Origin of the sequence: Streptomyces sp. C36 (genome assembly GCF_040932295.1) — a bacterium.
Taxonomy (GTDB): Bacteria; Actinomycetota; Actinomycetes; order Streptomycetales; family Streptomycetaceae; genus Streptomyces; species Streptomyces triculaminicus.
Map to the genome: position 1 here is coordinate 1 of NZ_JBFQGI010000002.1, position 16,747 is coordinate 16,747.

14 protein-coding genes are annotated in these 16,747 nt (G+C 71.6%); 9 read left to right on the forward strand and 5 right to left on the reverse strand.

The window, feature by feature from the left end; translation table 11 throughout:
- Window positions 1-368 precede the first annotated feature (368 nt).
- Window positions 369-650 carry an HU family DNA-binding protein gene (locus AB4K12_RS05470; protein ID WP_004951951.1) on the forward strand — a complete coding sequence of 94 codons (282 nt, stop codon included), beginning with the start codon at window positions 369-371 and terminating at the stop codon, window positions 648-650.
- A gap of 184 nt (window positions 651-834) precedes the next feature.
- On the opposite strand, the gene murA is transcribed toward AB4K12_RS05470, so the two are convergent.
- Complete coding sequence (murA, locus tag AB4K12_RS05475; protein WP_368433162.1) at window positions 835-2,166, reverse strand: UDP-N-acetylglucosamine 1-carboxyvinyltransferase; 1,332 nt, start codon at window positions 2,164-2,166, stop codon at window positions 835-837.
- A gap of 263 nt (window positions 2,167-2,429) precedes the next feature.
- Here murA and AB4K12_RS05480 point away from each other — a divergent pair, with 263 nt between their 5' ends.
- The 7 genes from AB4K12_RS05480 (at window position 2,430) to AB4K12_RS05510 (ending at window position 11,487) form a co-directional block, all read left to right on the forward strand.
- Complete coding sequence (locus AB4K12_RS05480; RefSeq protein ID WP_368433163.1) at window positions 2,430-3,071, forward strand: YqgE/AlgH family protein; 642 nt, start codon at window positions 2,430-2,432, stop codon at window positions 3,069-3,071.
- 30 nt (window positions 3,072-3,101) lie between these two features.
- Window positions 3,102-3,401 (forward strand): DUF3039 domain-containing protein, encoded by a 300-nt coding sequence (locus tag AB4K12_RS05485; protein WP_207246573.1) that lies wholly within the window; start codon window positions 3,102-3,104, stop codon window positions 3,399-3,401.
- A 135-nt stretch (window positions 3,402-3,536) separates the two neighbouring features.
- On the forward strand, window positions 3,537-5,333 hold the full coding sequence (locus AB4K12_RS05490; RefSeq protein WP_368433164.1) for a beta-N-acetylhexosaminidase: 1,797 nt from the start codon (window positions 3,537-3,539) through the stop codon (window positions 5,331-5,333).
- 323 nt (window positions 5,334-5,656) lie between these two features.
- Window positions 5,657-6,562, forward strand: a complete 906-nt coding sequence (locus AB4K12_RS05495) for a xanthine dehydrogenase family protein subunit M (RefSeq protein WP_368433165.1) — start codon at window positions 5,657-5,659, stop codon at window positions 6,560-6,562.
- A complete protein-coding gene (locus AB4K12_RS05500) occupies window positions 6,559-8,565 on the forward strand; it encodes a 2Fe-2S iron-sulfur cluster-binding protein (RefSeq protein ID WP_368433166.1) in 2,007 nt (668 codons plus the stop codon). Before AB4K12_RS05495 ends, AB4K12_RS05500 begins: the two co-directional genes overlap by 4 nt.
- Before the next feature lie 23 nt (window positions 8,566-8,588).
- Complete coding sequence (locus tag AB4K12_RS05505; protein WP_368433806.1) at window positions 8,589-10,946, forward strand: xanthine dehydrogenase family protein molybdopterin-binding subunit; 2,358 nt, start codon at window positions 8,589-8,591, stop codon at window positions 10,944-10,946.
- Window positions 10,947-11,037: 91 nt separating this feature from the next.
- Window positions 11,038-11,487 carry a hypothetical protein gene (locus AB4K12_RS05510; RefSeq protein WP_368433167.1) on the forward strand — a complete coding sequence of 150 codons (450 nt, stop codon included), beginning with the start codon at window positions 11,038-11,040 and terminating at the stop codon, window positions 11,485-11,487.
- Between the two features lie 229 nt (window positions 11,488-11,716).
- Here the strand turns inward: AB4K12_RS05510 and AB4K12_RS05515 are convergent, their stop codons facing one another.
- Window positions 11,717-11,968: a hypothetical protein gene (locus tag AB4K12_RS05515; RefSeq protein WP_368433168.1), complete on the reverse strand. Its 252-nt coding sequence runs from the start codon at window positions 11,966-11,968 to the stop codon at window positions 11,717-11,719.
- 1,169 nt (window positions 11,969-13,137) lie between these two features.
- On the opposite strand from AB4K12_RS05515, the gene mycP reads away from it, so the two are divergent.
- Window positions 13,138-14,337 (forward strand): type VII secretion-associated serine protease mycosin, encoded by a 1,200-nt coding sequence (gene mycP, locus AB4K12_RS05520; RefSeq protein ID WP_368433169.1) that lies wholly within the window; start codon window positions 13,138-13,140, stop codon window positions 14,335-14,337.
- A gap of 97 nt (window positions 14,338-14,434) precedes the next feature.
- Here mycP and AB4K12_RS05525 read toward each other — a convergent pair whose 3' ends face one another.
- Genes AB4K12_RS05525 through AB4K12_RS05535 form a run of 3 tightly spaced genes read right to left on the reverse strand, consistent with a single transcriptional unit; the run spans window position 14,435 to window position 16,745 of the window.
- Window positions 14,435-14,920 (reverse strand): hypothetical protein, encoded by a 486-nt coding sequence (locus AB4K12_RS05525; RefSeq protein WP_368433170.1) that lies wholly within the window; start codon window positions 14,918-14,920, stop codon window positions 14,435-14,437.
- A 2-nt stretch (window positions 14,921-14,922) separates the two neighbouring features.
- Window positions 14,923-15,420, reverse strand: coding sequence for a hypothetical protein (locus AB4K12_RS05530; protein WP_368433171.1), 498 nt, complete (start codon window positions 15,418-15,420; stop codon window positions 14,923-14,925).
- A gap of 29 nt (window positions 15,421-15,449) precedes the next feature.
- Window positions 15,450-16,745: a hypothetical protein gene (locus tag AB4K12_RS05535; RefSeq protein WP_368433172.1), complete on the reverse strand. Its 1,296-nt coding sequence runs from the start codon at window positions 16,743-16,745 to the stop codon at window positions 15,450-15,452.
- Window positions 16,746-16,747: the final 2 nt, after the last annotated feature.

The window sequence follows — 16,747 nt, forward strand, 5'->3', positions numbered from 1 at the left end:
TCGCCGGGGCCGTCGCCGGTGCCGTGCGGGAGGCCGCCAAGGCCGCCGGAGCGGCTGTGACGGCCGCCACGACGGTCTGACGACGGCGCGTCGAGTGGCGCGGGGCTCCTTGAGCCCCCATAAGGTGTCGGGCAGACATCCAGGGCCGCGGAAATGCGCCCGCATCCAAGGCTGTGGCGCTGGCCGTGGCGCTTTCCGTGTGACTCTCCAGGGTGCCGGATTGGCTTTCCCGCCACTGGTGGGGGCAGGATGCGTAACCAGGCGCGAGGGTCTGGCAAACGGACCCGGGTCCGGGGACTGTCCGAGGGCCCTGGCAGCATCGGCTTCGATCTCACGCCTCATTGGCAAGAAGAACACGGGAGTACAACATGAACCGCAGTGAGCTGGTGGCCGCTCTGGCCGACCGTGCCGAGGTGACCCGCAAGGACGCCGACGCCGTTCTGGCCGCGCTCGCCGAGACCGTCGGCGAGGTCGTCGCCAAGGGCGACGAGAAGGTCACCATCCCCGGCTTCCTGACCTTCGAGCGCACCCACCGTGCCGCTCGGACCGCGCGCAACCCGCAGACGGGCGAGCCGATCCAGATCGCTGCCGGTTACAGCGTGAAGGTCTCCGCGGGCTCGAAGCTCAAGGAAGCCGCGAAGGGCAAGTAAGCCTCGGGCGCCGCGTCAAGCGTCGCAAGGGCGGCCACCCCGGTCCGGGGTGGCCGCCCTTTTGGCGTTCGTGAGGGCCTGTCAGCCCCGTGAGCGGCCTCGGAACACGAAGAAGCCCGTACGGACCTTCGAAGGTCCGTACGGGCTTCACGCGGCCTTACGGGGCGTCAGGCGCCCTGCGGGCTCAGGCTCCCGGGCGCTCCACGTTCGCACCGAGGACCTTCAACTTCTCCATGAAGTTCTCGTAGCCGCGGTTGATGAGCTCGATGCCGTGGACACGGGACGTGCCCTCGGCCGCGAGGGCGGCGATCAGGTAGGAGAAGCCGCCGCGCAGGTCGGGGATGACCAGGTCGGCGCCCTGCAGCTTCGTCGGGCCGGACACGACCGCGGAGTGCAGGAAGTTGCGCTGGCCGAAGCGGCAGGCGGAGCCGCCCAGGCACTCGCGGTAGAGCTGGATGTGGGCGCCCATCTGGTTCAGGGCGGAGGTGAAGCCCAGACGGGACTCGTAGACCGTCTCGTGGACGATGGACAGGCCGGAGGCCTGCGTCAGCGCCACGACCAGCGGCTGCTGCCAGTCGGTCTGGAAACCGGGGGCGACGTCCGTCTCCAGCGCGATGGCGTTGAGCGGGCCGCCGGGGTGCCAGAAGCGGATGCCCTCGTCGTCGATCTCGAAGGCGCCGCCGACCTTGCGGTAGGTGTTGAGGAACGCGACCATCGAGCGCTGCTGGGCGCCGCGGACGTAGATGTTGCCCTTGGTGGCCAGGGCCGCCGAGGCCCAGGAGGCGGCCTCGAGGCGGTCGGGCAGGGCGCGGTGGTTGTAGCCGCCCAGCTTGTCGACACCGGTGATGCGGATGGTGCGGTCGGTGTCCATCGCGATGATCGCGCCCATCTTCTGCAGAACGCAGATGAGGTCTTCGATCTCCGGCTCGACGGCCGCGTTGGACAGCTCGGTGACGCCCTCGGCGAGGACGGCGGTGAGCAGGACCTGCTCGGTGGCGCCGACCGAGGGGTAGGGCAGACGGATCTTGGTGCCCCGCAGGCGCTGCGGCGCCTCCAGGTACTGGCCGCCCTCGCGCTTCTCGATCGTGGCGCCGAACTGGCGCAGGACCTCGAAGTGGAAGTCGATCGGCCGGCCGCCGATGTCGCAGCCGCCGAGGCCGGGTATGAACGCGTGGCCGAGGCGGTGCAGGAGCGGGCCGCACAGCAGGATCGGGATGCGCGACGAACCGGCGTGGGCGTCGATGTCCGCGACGTTGGCGCTCTCGACGTACGTGGGGTCGAGGACCAGCTCGCCGGGCTCGTCGCCGGGGCGCACGGTCACGCCGTGGAGCTGGAGCAGACCGCGTACGACGCGCACGTCACGGATGTCGGGGACGTTGCGCAGACGGCTGGGGCCGTGGCCGAGCAGGGCGGCGACCATGGCCTTGGGCACGAGGTTCTTCGCGCCGCGGACGCGGATCTCTCCCTCGAGCGGGGCACCGCCGTGGACAAGCAGGACATCGTCAGGGCCGGTCATGGATCTCGCGTTCCTGGAGTTGGGCAGGGGGCAAGAAGAAAGGGTAATGCGACCGGAGCCCCTTTAGGCCGCCCCGAGGGCGCTCAGGGCACGCAATGGTTTTGTCACAACACTCTGCGTTTATGGAATGGTCGCTACCGGTTATCGCGACGTCGCATTCCGGTCATATGCGCGGGCGCTGCTCTCGTACGCCCCCTTCCCGCCCCCCGACGGTCGTCCCCGTCCACTCCCCCTCCGGCCCCGAAATGCGGGATCATGTGGCCATGACCGAGGTGTCCTCGCTCACAGGGCGGCTGCTCGTCGCGACGCCCGCGCTGTCGGACCCGAACTTCGACCGCGCGGTGGTGCTGCTGCTCGACCACGACGAGGAGGGCTCCCTCGGCGTGGTCCTCAACCGGCCGACCCCCGTCGACGTCGGCGACATCCTCCAGCCCTGGGCCGCGCTGACCGGGGAGCCCGGGGTGGTCTTCCAGGGCGGCCCCGTCTCGCTGGACTCGGCGCTGGGCGTGGGCGTGGTGCCGGGGGAGCAGCACGACCAGGACGACCAGCACGCCGCCCCCGCGGCCGGGGAGGGGCCCCTGGCGCCCCCCAGGACGCGCCCGGGGCGCGCGGACCCCATCGGGTGGCGCCGGGTGCACGGGGCGATCGGGCTGGTCGACCTGGAGGCCCCGCCGGAGCTGCTGGCCGCCGAGCTGGGCTCGCTGCGCATCTTCGCGGGCTACTCCGGCTGGGGCCCCGGCCAGCTGGAGCAGGAGCTCGTCGAGGGTGCCTGGTACGTGGTCGAGTCCGAGCCCGGCGACGTGTCGTCCCCCGACCCGCGGCAGCTGTGGCGGGCCGTTCTGCGGCGTCAGCGCAACGAACTGGCGATGGTCGCCACCTATCCGGACGACCCGAGCCTCAACTGACGGGGCCCGGTCCCAGTACCCTTGGAGACCATGAGCACTCTCGAGCCCGAGCGCGGGGCAGGTACCGGCACCCTCGTAGAGCCGACACCGCAGGTGTCGCACGGCGACGGCGACCACGAGCGCTACGCCCACTACGTCCAGAAGGACAAGATCATGGAGAGCGCGCTCTCCGGTTCTCCGGTGGTGGCGCTGTGCGGCAAGGTCTGGGTTCCCGGGCGCGACCCGAAGAAGTACCCGGTCTGTCCCATGTGCAAGGAGATCTTCGACGGCATGGGCGCCGGCGGCGACGGCAAGGGCGGCAAGGACGGCAAGGGCGGCGACAAGAAGTAGCCCCCGTCCCACCCACTTCAGGCTTTTCCACGGCTCCTGGGAGGCGCGCACGCGCCCTCCAGGAGCCGTTCGTCTTCGCCGGGCCGCGCACGCGCCCTCGGTGGCTCCCGGCGCCCGCGCACGGAGGAGTGACGCATGGCCGATCCGCTGACAGCTCCGTCGACCGGCTCCTCGACCGGTCCGCCGGTCGATCCGCCCCCGCTCCCGGCCCTGATCCCCGCCCCGCGCCGGATGCGGGGCGCGCCGCCCGGGGCCGCGTACGCATCCGGCGAGGACGGCGGCGTGGTCCTCGACGAGGAGACCGTGCTCGAGGCGCGGCCCGGCACCGAGGACGTCGCGCGCTGGCTGCGCGCGACCGTCGGCGCGGCGACGGGCCTGCCGCTCGCGCCCCCGGACCCGGCCCGGCCGGACGGCGCGGATCCGGGCGCGGGCCGCGGCGCGGATCCCGGCGCGGGTCGCGGAGTGCGCGTCGTGCTGAGCGTCGACGCGGCCGTCGGGCGGGAGCTCGGCCCGGAGGGCTACCGCCTGGTGGTCGACGGCCACACCGTGCACGTCGCCGGGGGCGGGGCCGCCGGGGTCTTCTGGGCGGCGCAGACCCTCCGTCAGCTGCTCGGCCCGGAGGCGTTCCGGCGCGCGCCGGTGTCCCCGCGCCGCGCGTGGACCGTCCCCCGCGTCGTCGTCGAGGACGCCCCACGCTTCCGCTGGCGCGGCGTCCTCCTCGACGTCGCCCGGCACTTCATGCCCAAGGACGGCGTGCTGCGCCAGATCGACCTGCTCGCCGCCCACAAGCTGAACGTCCTGCACCTGCACCTGACCGACGATCAGGGCTGGCGCGTGGAGATCGAGCGCTACCCGGGGCTGACGGAGACCGGCGCCTGGCGGGCGCGCACCCGGACCGGGCACGGCGCGTCCGCGCTGTGGGACGAGCGGCCGCACGGCGGTTACTACACGAAGGACGATCTTCGCGAGATCGTCGCGTACGCGGCCGGACGGCACGTCACCGTCGTGCCCGAGATCGATATTCCGGGCCACTCGCAGGCCGCCATCGCCGCGTACCCCGAACTGGGCAACACCGACGTCATCGACACCACCACCCTCTCCGTCCGCGACACCTGGGGCATCAGCGAGAACGTACTCGCCCCCACTGACAACACCCTGGCCTTCTACGAGAACGTGCTGACCGAGGTCCTCGAGCTCTTCCCGTCGCCCTTCGTCCACATCGGCGGCGACGAATGCCCCAAGGGCCAGTGGAAGGCGTCACCGGCCGCCCGGGCGCGGCGGGAGGCGGAGGGGCTGGCGGACGAGGAGGAGCTGCAGAGCTGGTTCGTCCGGCACTTCGACCGCTGGCTCGCCGGACGGGGCCGGCGGCTCATCGGATGGGACGAGATCCTCGAGGGCGGTCTGCTGGACGGCGGCCTGTCGCCCGGGGCCGCGGTCTCCTCCTGGCGCGGCCACGCGGGCGGCGTCGCCGCGGCCCGCGCCGGGCACGACGTCGTCATGTGCCCCCAGGAACAGGTCTATCTCGACCACCGGCAGGCGCCGGGCGACGACGAGCCCGTCCCCATCGGCTACGTCCGCACCCTGGAGGACGTCTACCGCTTCGAGCCGGTACCGGCGGAGCTGACGGACGCGGAGGCCGGCCGGGTGCTCGGGGCGCAGGCCAACATCTGGACCGAGGTGATGGAGAACCAGCAGCGCGTCGACTATCAGGCGTTCCCGCGGCTGGCCGCCTTCGCGGAGGCGGTGTGGTCCGACCTCCCGCCGCCCGCCGTCCGCGACTACGCGGGCTTCGAGCGGCGGATGACCGCCGCGCACTACGCCCGGCTCGACGCCCTGGGCGTCGACTACCGCCCACCCGGCGGCCCGCGCCCCTGGCAGCGCCGGCCCGGCGTGCTCGGACGTCCGATCGAGGGTGCGCCCCCGATCGTGTGAGGCGCGGCGGAAGGTGACGAACCGTGGGGCGGCCCCTGGCACGGTGGTCGTTCACACACTGCCGTAAGTCGTACAAGGGTCACCGAAGCATGGCAATACGCAGGCAATACGCACAGATTGCCCAGAGTGCTCATGAGGGAGAGAGTTCCCGAATCCGGACTTTTCCTGCCTCCATCCCGAGTGGGGGCAGTCCGGCGGTTCGTGGACCCTCGCGACGGCGCACCCGGAAGATGTGCCAGAGTTGCCACGTCCGGGCCGACAGCACGTACCGTACGGCGAGACCTGGCGGAACAGTCGGGACCTCCGGGGAAGGGGCAGCTGGGTTGACCACGCACGCACCGCAGGCGGCGCACACGGTGACGTTGCCGGGCTCGCTCGACGAAGCCGTGGCGGCGCTGGCCGCCATGCCCACGGCCGTGCCCGTGGCGGGCGGCACGGACCTGATGGCCGCCGTCAACTCCGGGCTGCTCCGGCCCGCCGCGCTCGTCGGCCTCGGCCGCATCAACGAGATCCGCGGGTGGCAGTACCAGGACGGCGCCGCCCTGCTCGGCGCCGGCCTCACCCACGCCCGTATGGGCCGCCCGGACTTCGCCGCCCTCATCCCCGCCCTCGCCACCGCCGCCCGGTCCGCCGGCCCGCCGCAGATCCGCAACGCCGGCACCCTCGGCGGCAACATCGCCTCCGCCGCCCCCACCGGCGACGCCCTGCCCGTGCTCGCCGCTCTGGAGGCCTCCCTCGTCATCGCGGGCCCCGGCGGCGAACGCCGCGAGATGCCCATCGGCCGGCTGCTGGCCGGCCTGGACATGCTGCGGCCGGGCGAGCTCATCGGGTACGTGCGCGTGCCGCTGCTGCACGCCCCGCAGACCTTCCTCAAGGCCACCGGGCGTACGGGCCCCAGCCGCGCCGTCGCGTCGGTGGCCGTCGTCCTGGACCCGGCGCGGCGCAGCGTGCGGTGCGCGGTGGGCGCGGTGGCGCCGATGCCGCTGCGGCCGTTCGACGCGGAGCGCTGGGTCTCCTCGATCATCGACTGGGACGGGGAGCGCACGCTCGCCCCGGAGGTCCTCGCGGCGTTCGGCGACTACGTCGCCACCGCGTGCATCCCCGACCCGTCCCCCGCACAGTCCGCCCTCGACGGCACCGAGCCGGGTACCCTGCCGCCAGCCGTCCTGCATCTCCGTCGTACGGTGTCGACTCTGGCCCGCCGAGCTCTGGGGAGGGCACTCGCGTGAGTGACGAACAGCAGCGACACACCCATGCGTCCGCCGCGGGCGGCTGGCAGCCCATTCCCCGAGGCGGGGAACTGGACGCCGAAGGCACGACCTTCGTGCAGCTCCCGCCGGAGCTCCTCGCCCACCCCGGCGCGGGCGCCGGAGCCGGCGCGCAGGCATCCTGGGGACCGCTCGCGGCACCCGGCACGGGCTACGCCCCCCCGGTGGCCGACACGTGGCAGCAGCCTGTGGCCGCGCCCGTCCCGGTCGCGCACGGCGGCCAGCACGGCGGTCAGTGGGACGCACCGGCGTACGAGGCCTCCTACGGCCACGCGGGCGTGCCCGCCGACTCCGCGCCGGACGGCGCCGACGACGGCGGTGCCGCCGACCCGCACGCCACGGAGCAGTGGCCCATGCCGTTCGCGGCCGAGGACGGCCAGGGCGGGCAGGCCGGGCATGAGGTCCAGTTCGGTCATGACCTGCAGTTCGGTCACGACGTCCAGGCCGACCCGTTCGGTCACGAGGCCCAGGCCGGCCAGTTCGGTCACGACGGCCAGGCGGGCCACGGCGGCCAGATCGGTCACGACGTTCCGTTCGGGCATGACGTCCAGGGCGGCTATGAGGCTCAGGCCGGTCATGGCGGCCATGGCGGCCATGGCGGCCAGCCGGGCCAGCCGGGCCAGCCGGGCCAGTTCGGCCACGACGGCCAGTTCGGCCACGACGGCCAGTTCGGCCACGACGGCCAGGTGGGCCACGAAGTCCAGGCCGGTCACGACATCCCGGCGGGTCAGTTCGGTCACGACGTTCCGTTCGGGCACGAGGTCCCGCCCGGTCACGGCGGCGTTCCGGCGACCGATCCCGCGGTGACAGCGGCAGGCCAGTGGTCCGTGCCCGCCGCCGGCGACGACTCGGTGGACGAGTCGGGGGAGTACCCCCTGCGCGAGGCGGGCCTGGAGGCGCGCCACGAGTACGCCGCGCCCGTCGGCGAGGTCACCGGTGCGGGCGACAATCCGACCGGAGAGTGGACGACGGCCGCGCGCGCGGAGGCGCCGACGGAAGGCGATCCCACGCCCGAGTCGCCCGAGCCCCCGCTCGACCACGCGGCACCCGACGCCACGTCCCCCGACCACGCCGCGCCGGTGGCACCCGAGGCCGCCGCGCCGGCCCCCGAGCCCGTGGCCGAGTCGACGGTGGAGCCCGTGGCCGAGCCCGAGCCCGAGGCCGTCCAGGCGCCCACCGCCGAGGCGCCGGCCGAGGCGTCGGCCGTCGCGCCGGACGCCGTTGCCGAGCCCGTTCCCGTGCCCGTACCGGAGCAGTACGCCGGGCCGGAGGCGTACGCCGCGGCCGGGGCACAGCCGGAACCGCCGCTGGAAGCCCAGCCGGAGCCGCAGCCCGAGGCCCTGCTCCAGCCGCACAACGAACACCCCTGCGCCTCGTACGTCCTGCACGTCAACGGCACCGACCGTCCCGTCACGGACGCCTGGATCGGCGAGTCCCTGCTGTACGTCCTGCGCGAGCGCCTCGGGCTCGCCGGTGCCAAGGACGGCTGCTCGCAGGGCGAGTGCGGCGCCTGCTCCGTACAGGTCGACGGCCGGCTCGTCGCCTCGTGCCTGGTGCCCGCCGCGACCACGGCGGGCTCGGAGATCCGTACGGTCGAGGGCCTGGCGCAGCACGGGCAGCCGTCCGACGTGCAGCGCGCGCTCGCCGAGTGCGGGGCCGTGCAGTGCGGCTTCTGCGTCCCCGGCCTCGCCATGACCGTGCACGACCTGCTCGAGGGCAACCACGCTCCCACCGAGCTGGAGACCCGCCAGGCCATCTGCGGCAACCTCTGCCGCTGCTCCGGCTACCGCGGCGTGCTGCAGGCCGTGCGCCAGGTCGTCGACGAGCGCGCCGAAGCGGCCGCCGCTCTGGAGGAGACCCAGCAGCAGCCGGACGCGGCCACGGCGGACATCCCGCACCAGGCGGGCCCGTACGGCCCGTACGGCGACGGCAGCGACAGCGGTGACGGAAGGGCGATGGCATGACGGGAATGGGCGGGACCGCCGGAATGGGCGGCCTCGGGGGCACGACGGGCGCGGGAGACATCCCGGCGTCCGTCACCACCGCCACCCTCGTGCCGCCCGCCGTCCCCGAGGGCCCGCCGCGCGGCATCGGCGTCTCCCTCCCGGCCGCCGACGCGGTCGCCAAGGCGCAGGGCACCTTCCCGTACGCGGCCGACCTGTGGGCCGAGGGCCTGCTGTGGGCCGCCGTGCTGCGCGCGCCCCACCCGCGCGCCCGCATCGTCTCCGTCGACACCACCACCGCCGCGACGATGCCGGGCGTCCGGGCCGTCGTGACGCACGCCGACGTGCCCGGCGACGCCGCCCACGGCCGGGGCGTCGCCGACCGGCCCGTCTTCGCGTCCGACACCGTCCGCTACCACGGCGAGCCGATCGCCGCCGTAGCCGCCGACCACCCCGACACCGCCCGCCTCGCCGCCGCGGCCATCGCCGTCGAGTACGAGGTGCTCGAGCCGGTCACCGACCCCGAGGCGGCCTTCGCCGCCGAGCCGCTGCACCCCGACGGCAATCTGATCCGTCACATCCCGCTGAGCTTCGGCGACCCGGACGCCGTCGGCGAGGTGATCGTCGAAGGCCTGTACCGCATCGGCCGCCAGGACCCCGCCCCCATCGGCGCCGAGGCCGGCCTGGCCGTACCACGCCCGGACGGCGGCGTGGAGATCTACACCGCCTCCACCGACCCCCACCACGACCGCGACCTCGCGGCCGCGTGCTTCGCGCTGGAGCCGGAGCGCGTCAAGGTCGTCGTCACGGGCGTCCCCGGCGCGATGGGCGACCGCGAGGACGTCGGAACCCAGATCGCGCTCGGCCTGCTGGCGCTGCGCACGGGCCACCCGGTCAAGCTCGCGGCCACCCGTGAGGAGTCCTTCCTCAGCCACGTCCACCGCCACCCCACCCTGCTGCGCTACCGCCACCACGCGGACGCCGACGGCAAGCTGGTGAAGGTCGAGGCCCAGATCCTGCTGGACGCGGGCGCCTACGCCGACTACTCCTCGGAGGCCCTGGCCGCGGCCGTGTCCTTCGCCTGCGGCCCGTACGTCGTCCCGCACGCCTTCGTCGAGGGCTGGGCCGTACGCACCAACAACCCCCCCTCCGGCCATGTGCGCGGCGAAGGCGCCATGCAGGTGTGCGCCGCGTACGAGGGCCAGATGGACAAGCTCGCGGCGAAGCTCGGCCTCGACCCGGCCGAGCTGCGCATGCGCAACGTCATGGCGACCGGCGACCTGCTGCCCACCGGCCAGACCGTCACCTGCCCGGCCCCCGTCGCCGAGCTTCTGCGCGCGGTCCGCGACTACCCGCTCCCCGACCTCCCCCAGGACGACCCCGAGGACGACTGGCTGCTGCCCGGCGGCCCCGACGGCGCCGGCGAGCCGGGCGCGGTGCGGCGCGGCGTCGGCTACGGCCTGGGCATGGTCCACATGCTCGGCGCGGAGGGCGCGGACGAGGTCTCCACGGCCACGGTGAAGGTCAGCGGCTCGGTCGCCACGGTCATCTGCGCGGCGGTCGAGACCGGCCAGGGCTTCACCACCCTGGCCCGCCAGATCGTCCAGGAGATCCTCGGCATCGAGGAGGTCCACGTCGCCCCCGTCGACACCGACCAGCCCCCGTCCGGCCCGGCCGCCCACGGCCGCCACACCTGGGTCTCGGGCGGTGCCGTGGAGCGCGCGGCGCGCATGGTGCGCACCCAGCTGCTGCAGCCGCTGGCCCACCAGTTCGGCATGTCCACGGAGCTGCTGACGATCGCCGACGGCAAGATCACGTCCTATGACGGCGTGCTCAGCACGACGGTCGACGAGGCCCTCGACGGCAAGGAACTCTGGGCCACCGCCCAGTGCCGCCCGCACCCCACCGAGCCCCTCGACGACACCGGCCAGGGCGACGCCTTCGTCGGCATGGCCTTCTGCGCCGTACGGGCGGTCGTCGACGTCGACGTCGAGCTCGGCTCCGTGCGCGTGGTCGAGATGGCCATCGCCCAGGACGTCGGCCGCGTCCTCAACCCGGCCCAGGCCCGCACCCGCATCGAGGCGGGCGTCACCCAGGGCGTCGGCGCGGCCCTCACGGAGAACCTCCGTACGAGCGGTGGCCACGTCCGCCGCCCGGACCTGACCGGGTACTCCCTCCCCACGGCCCTGGACGCGCCCGAGGTGCACATCGTCAAGCTGGTCGAGGAGCGCGACGTCGTCGCCCCCTTCGGCGCCAAGGCGATCAGCGCCGTCCCCGTCGTCACCTCGCCGGCCGCCGTGGCGGGCGCCGTACGGGCCGCCACGGGCCGCCCCGTCAACCGCCTGCCGATCCGCCCCCAGACGGCCGCGGCGGCTGTGACCGCCGTGACGCAGGAGGTTTGAGTACCCGTACTCAGGTGGATGTCATTCCCCGTCAGTAATCTGTGACAGGTTGCGACATGTCACGGGGGATGACACGAGGGGTGGGACGGACGTGAGTGCCGGGTCGGCGGCTGCCGGAATGTACGCGGAGCTCGAGTCACTGAAGATCTTCCGGGGGAAGCTGGAGGGCATCCTCGCCTCCCTCCCGGGCACGGAGGCGGACCCGAAGCTCGTCGCGGACAACCATTTGACGGTGGCCCAGCTGGGTGCGGGTTTCCCCGAGGTCGACTCGCTGCACGGCGCCTACAACGACATCCACGGCCAGCTCAAGACGCTGGTCGCCCTCCTGAACGACCAGATCGAGGCCCTCAGCACAGCCACCCACGCCGCCCGCGTCGGCTACGCCAACGTCGACGAGGACCTGCGCGCACGACTGGCCGCGATCCAGGCCAGGACCCGGGCCCTCTACGACCCGAGACTCGACCCCCACGCCCCGAAGACGGCTCCGCAGGCGCCTCCTGCGGCCCGCCCGAAGGACAGCACCGAGGGGAGCCTCGTATGACGGCATCGACACCGTCGACACCATGGTCACCGGGTGGGGGTGTGGGGGTGAGTCCGATCCTGCCGAAGCCGGCCAGTGGTCTGATCATCGCGTCGGATTTCGAGTCGAAGTCGCATGACGAGTTGTATGCGATGGTCGAGCACGCGGATGTGGAGCGTACGGCGTTGGTGGCGGCTCGGCTGGCTTCGGCGGCGGTGTTGATCGCGGAGTTGGGTGATGAGCTCAAGGGTCATGTGTCGCAGGTGCGGTGGGAGGGCGAGGCGGGCGAGGCCTTCCGTACATGGGGTGCGGACATGGCCAATGCGACGTTGCGGCTGGGTGAGCTGAGTGGCAGTGCGGGTGAGTGGATGACGCATGCGGCGTCGACGTTGTCGAGGGTGAAGTCGGCGATGCCGAAGCCGTCGGCGTCCCGGGCGACGCTGGATGCGTACCGGCAGGCGAATCCGGAGCGGGTGGGGCAGGTGCCCTCGCCGCTCGTCACGGACCAGTCGGGGGGCCTGCGAACGTCGGGGCCCACGCAGCGTCAGGCGTATGAGGCCCAGCAGGCACCTGCGGAGGCGGCACGCCTGATGCGCCAGCTCGCGGAGTCGTACGCGTGGTCGGCGCACCAGCTGTCGGTGGCGCCGCGGCCTACGTTCCGGCCGATGCCGGACCTGACTCCATTGCCGGGAGACCGTGACGGCGTAACCACTGATCCCGGCTCGGGAGGCGCCGGATCGACGGCTCCGGCCGGTGGTCCGCGTCAGCACACGATGCCGCCCCCCGAGTACAGCAAGGCTCCGCCTGGTCCGGGGACGGGCGGTGACACGCATATTGCGCCAGTCGACCAGGTGGAGGGCCTACCCAGCCACGCGAGCACTGTGATTGACGGCATTACGCCTCAACCTCCCGGTGCGGCCAATAGTGGATTGAATAACCCCGTAGGCATCGGTGGAGTCGGACCGGGGGACAACCCCTTCCCCGGCACCGTCGCTCCGCCGTTCCCCAGAGGTGACGTCAACCTGCCGGACCCCGGTGGTAGGGGCCCAGGCTCCCCCGGCATCACTGGGCCGGGGTTTCCGGGCGGCAGCCGCCGTGTTACTGCGAACCCGGGTCTGATCGGCGGGGCTACCGCAGCAGTGAATCCACGCGTGCCGAACGACGGCATCGTCGGCGGCCGTCCTGTCCCTCGAGCCACCGGACAGACCACTGGTGGTGTACCGCGAGGCACAGTGGTCGGTGCCGAGACGACGCAAAGCCAAGGCTGTCCCGGCATGAACCCTCTCCCCGGTACGGCCAGTCCTGGAGGAAACATGGGCAGCGGAGCCGGTCGTGGAGCCACACGGCGCTTGGCTTCCGAACCGGGAGGTATCGTCGGCGGCCGCATGCAGCAACGCCCCGGGGCGGCAGGCGAGCGCCCCTTCACCCCAGGCGGAACAGGCCTTGTACGCAATGCGCCCGTAGCCGAAGGCTCACCTACCAGCCCGGGGGGACACGGTGGAATCGCACCTCCACAATCAACTCATGGCGGCGCCCAGCAGTCAGGACGGCGCGGTCAACGGCCGGACTACCTCACCGAGGACGAAGAATCCTGGGCTCACAGCACTCGACGACGAATGGTTCCGCCGGTGATCGACTGAAGTGCCGCGCCAGAGGCAAGAGGAAGAGCGAATGCGTAACAGAGTCACCGCAACCGTCAGACGGGCAGGAATCGTCGCTTTCAGCACAGCGTTGCTGGTCGGCAGCCTCGCCGTCGTGCCTGCCCAGGCGGACGTCCGTTCCCGCCAGTGGCACTTGGATGCGATGAAGGCGGAAGAAATCTGGCAAACAGCCAGAGGCGATGGAGTTACCGTCGCCGTCGTCGACACCGGCGTGGAAGACTCTCTGCCCAACCTTCGTGGCCGAGTGCTCGAGGGCCGTAACTTCTCTGTGCAGCCAGGCAACGCACAAGTCGACCCGCACAACCACGGCACGCGCATTGCCGAGATGATCGCCGGCACCGGTGACGGCGATAACAACGCATTCGGCCTGGCACCCGGGGCCACGATCCTGCCGCTTCGAGTGGCGAACGGCAATGACTCGCCTAACGCAGTTTCCGCCGAGCGAGCCTTCTCATCGCAAGTCAGCGCGGCCATTCGGTATGCGGCCGACTCCCAAGCACGGGTCATCAACGTCTCGATGGGTTCTCGGGCATCGGATGAGCAACTCGCGCAAGCCGTTCAGTATGCGCTCTCCAAGGGCAAGCTCATCTTCGCCAGCGTGGGGAACAGCGGCAACGTGGGAAACGGCGTTGAATACCCGGCGGCACTCCCCGGAGTGATCGGCGTAGCCGCCATCAACCGCGAGGTGCGGGCTACCGAAGAGTCTCAGAGCGGCCCGCAGGTGGATCTCGCCGCGCCCGGCGAGGACATGGTGTCGGTCTGCGCGAATGGGACCGACATCTGCACAAGCCACGGCACGAGCGACGCCACCGCTCTGGCCTCCGCCTCCGCGGCCCTGGTCTGGTCCGCGCACCCCGACTGGACGGCGAACCAGGTCCTGCGCGTCCTCATCAACACCGCCGGCGGCCCCAAGAGCGGCGAGAAGCGCAGTGACTATATCGGCTACGGCGTCGTCCGCCCCCGCATCGCCCTGCAGAACCCCGGCGACCCCGGCCCCCCGGACGTAAGCCCCCTACCGGAGCTCGCCGCAGCCGCTTCGAAGGCCAGGCCGGGCACCTCCGCGCCGCGAGCCAATGCCGAGAAGACCTCCGAGGGCGGTGACTTGCTGTCACAGCGCAACATGCCGGCGGCGGGCATCGCCGCAGCAATCGTCGCGGCGGCAGGCGTTGTCACTCTCGTTGTGCGCCGTCGGCGGGGCCGGCCTCACTAGGTTCACGCTGCCACACAGGGGCCGTCCGAGTGTTGGTCGAAGACACGGTAAGTGCTACTGACCTGTGAAGACTTCCCCGCTGTGTCTTGCGGGTCAGTCACAGCCTGAACACTCCGCGCCAGGTCCACCCTGAGCTGAGGACCACCTTCTGCAGGGCATTCCTCATGTCGCGTGTGTCCAGGCGATACGTCTCGACTCTGCGACGGCGGCCGTCGGGCCCTCGTTCGTATGCCCACGCCCGTTCAACCGAGTACCCTCCCCCACGGCTGTACCCGCCCGACCAGGCCAGTCCCTCCCTGGCGGAGGTCCACTGCTCCTGGAGAATCCGCACCTCATGCCCTGCCGGGTCCAGGCGCATCCGGATCCTGAGTCTCCGCTCCACCTTCTCACGGGAGGAGGGGCGCGCCGGGATCCACCATTCCGCCGTCAGGTCGGCTTTCTCCCAGGGGTTGGCCTTGCGCACGCGGTACGGCACGTCCGGGCTGTTGACCGCGAACAGTGCGTCCCGGACCTCCGTGGCGGAGAGCGGTGTGACATCACTGTCGGGGTACTTGGTGCCAAGGATCTTGCTCCAAAGGCCCATCGTCAGCCCTCTGCTCCGGCACCCGGGCGCACCGTGCGCACGAAGTCCTGGAAGTCTCCGAGAACGGTGTCGTGCTGGGCCGCAGTGGCAGTCAGGGCCAGCCGGACCACCGCTCGCTTGCGAGAGTCCGCAAGGTCCAGCATGGGCAGATATACCTGGGACTGGACGAGGTCGCGGCGTGCGTCGTCGGTGCCGGTCGAGAAGGCCAACCGCTGGATCAGGGCAGGCGCGTCCGGGTAGTCGACCTCGCGGCGATGGGTCACCACCACCGAATCGGCGACCTCGCGCAGGCGCTCCACCGACTCGTCGGCCAGCTCATCCAGCGTCGCCGTGTCCGGCCGGTACTCGCCATCGATGGTTATGTTGGCGGTGAACCCGGCGTCAGCCTGCCGGTGTACTGCGGCAAAGGCCACACCCGAGGCGCCGTCCCCTTCCGGATCAGCCGGGAGCCAGGCCTCGGGCAGGCGGAATTCGATCGGTACCGGCAGTGCCGTGGCCATCTCAGGCCCTCTTTCCACGGGGAAGTGCATCAGAACCAGCTGCTGATGGTGCGCTTAACGGAGCCTGCGGTATCACCGACCGCGTCGGCCGCGTGACCAACGGCTTTGCTGAACTTGTGCGGATCGACAGTGATCTCGACGCCTAGCGCTCCGCCAAGGGGTCCGGAGAATCCCGCCTTGGTGCCGAGTTCCCACTTGCCGGTCGTCTCGTCCTTCATGTAACCCCATTTGGCCTCCGCACCAGCGCCGGCCCACCCCTCGGCCGTCCCGCCGATGCCGATGCCGGCGATCTCGAAACCCCCGGCCACGCTAGTCTTCCCTCCGGAGAACCTTTTTGCTCCGACGGTGACCTCGTCCTTGGTCGCTTTGGCGGTGACTCCGCCCTCGACACCGGCGAACCCCTCAGCCCGCGTGTAGTAAAGGATGTCTCCTTTGTCCTCGCGTGCTTCGACCATGGCCCGCCCTCCCCCGGATATCTCGGCGGCGGCGTTGACGCCCTTGTCACTGAAGCCGTAGTTCGCAGTGGCCCTGGCTCCCGCGTAGGCGTCGGCGATCACCGAGACATCCGCCGGCCCGTCGGTCAGCGATCTCTCCGCGGTCACATGGCCCAGGTCGAGGTATGCCTTGAGCCTGCCCTCCTTGCCGTACGAGGGACTGCCGGTCGCGGTGAAGCCGAGACCGGGACCAGTCGTCTTGATCTTCCACCCGTCGGCTCTCGTGGCGGAGATGTCCGGCGCCCCGGCCTTCGCCAAGTCACCCTCGGCGTGCGCGTTGAACCCGCCGAAACCCGCCGCGCGTATCAACGCCCGTTTGACGCCCTGGTCGGCCTCGTCCACGGCCCGCACCGCCTTGGCGATTCCGTCGGTCCACTCCTGGGCCGCCTGCTGGGCCTGGGCCACCAGCTTGGGGTAGTCGGGGTCGTGGTGAAGGGCGTTCTGCTCCTGTGCGGAGAGCTTGCTGAAACCGATGTACGTGGCCCTGCCCGAACCGTCGACCTTGTAGTTCTTCTCCTCGGCGTCGGCGACCAGATCCTTCACTGCCTTCTGCAGTCGGGTGAGCTCGGTGTGCGCCTGCTTCAGGAGGCTGGCGACGGCCAGCGCCTCCGTCTTGGCCGCGGCGTATTCCGAGGCCGTGGCCGCAGAGCTGTTCTGATGCGCGGTGAAGGCCTGGCCCTGCCATTTGCCGTTTGCCAGCGCGCGCTGGACCTGCTTTTCGTAATCCTCTTTCAGCTCAGCGAAGCGCTTTCCCATCTTCTGCCACAGCTCGGACGCGTTCAGCAGTGGCGACAGATCGGCGACCACCACATCCTGGTATCTCAGTGCCACGA